This is a genomic window from Pseudoduganella buxea (assembly GCF_009720835.1).
GTDB lineage: Bacteria > Pseudomonadota > Gammaproteobacteria > Burkholderiales > Burkholderiaceae_D > Rugamonas > Rugamonas buxea.
In genome coordinates this window covers 1-305 of sequence record NZ_WNKZ01000296.1, presented here as the reverse complement: position 1 = coordinate 305, position 305 = coordinate 1, and the positions used below count along the sequence as shown (strand labels likewise).

General features: G+C 67.5%; 1 protein-coding gene. It reads left to right on the top strand.

The features are described 5' to 3' along the window. Positions 1-305 (top strand): IS1/IS1595 family N-terminal zinc-binding domain-containing protein (locus GM672_RS28745; protein WP_170300295.1); only part of this gene is annotated, 305 nt, incomplete at both ends.

Here is a 305-nt window from a genome sequence, read left to right as displayed (position 1 = left end):
GTGCCTCGCTGGCCGATTGCCTGGCCATCATCGAGGCACGGGGCGCGCGCCTGCGCCGGTGCCCGCACTGCGACGGCGACAAGCTGTATCGCCACGGCATCCTGCGCGGCCTGCAGCGCTACCGCTGCCGGCAGTGCCACCGGTCCTTCAACGCCCTGACCGATACGCCGCTGGCGTTTATCCGGCTGCGCGAAAAATGGCTACCGTTCCTGCAGTGCATGCTGGGTTCGATGACGGTACGCGCGGCAGCGGAAACGACCGGCATCCACCGCAACACGAGCTTTCGCTGGCGCCACCGCTTTCTT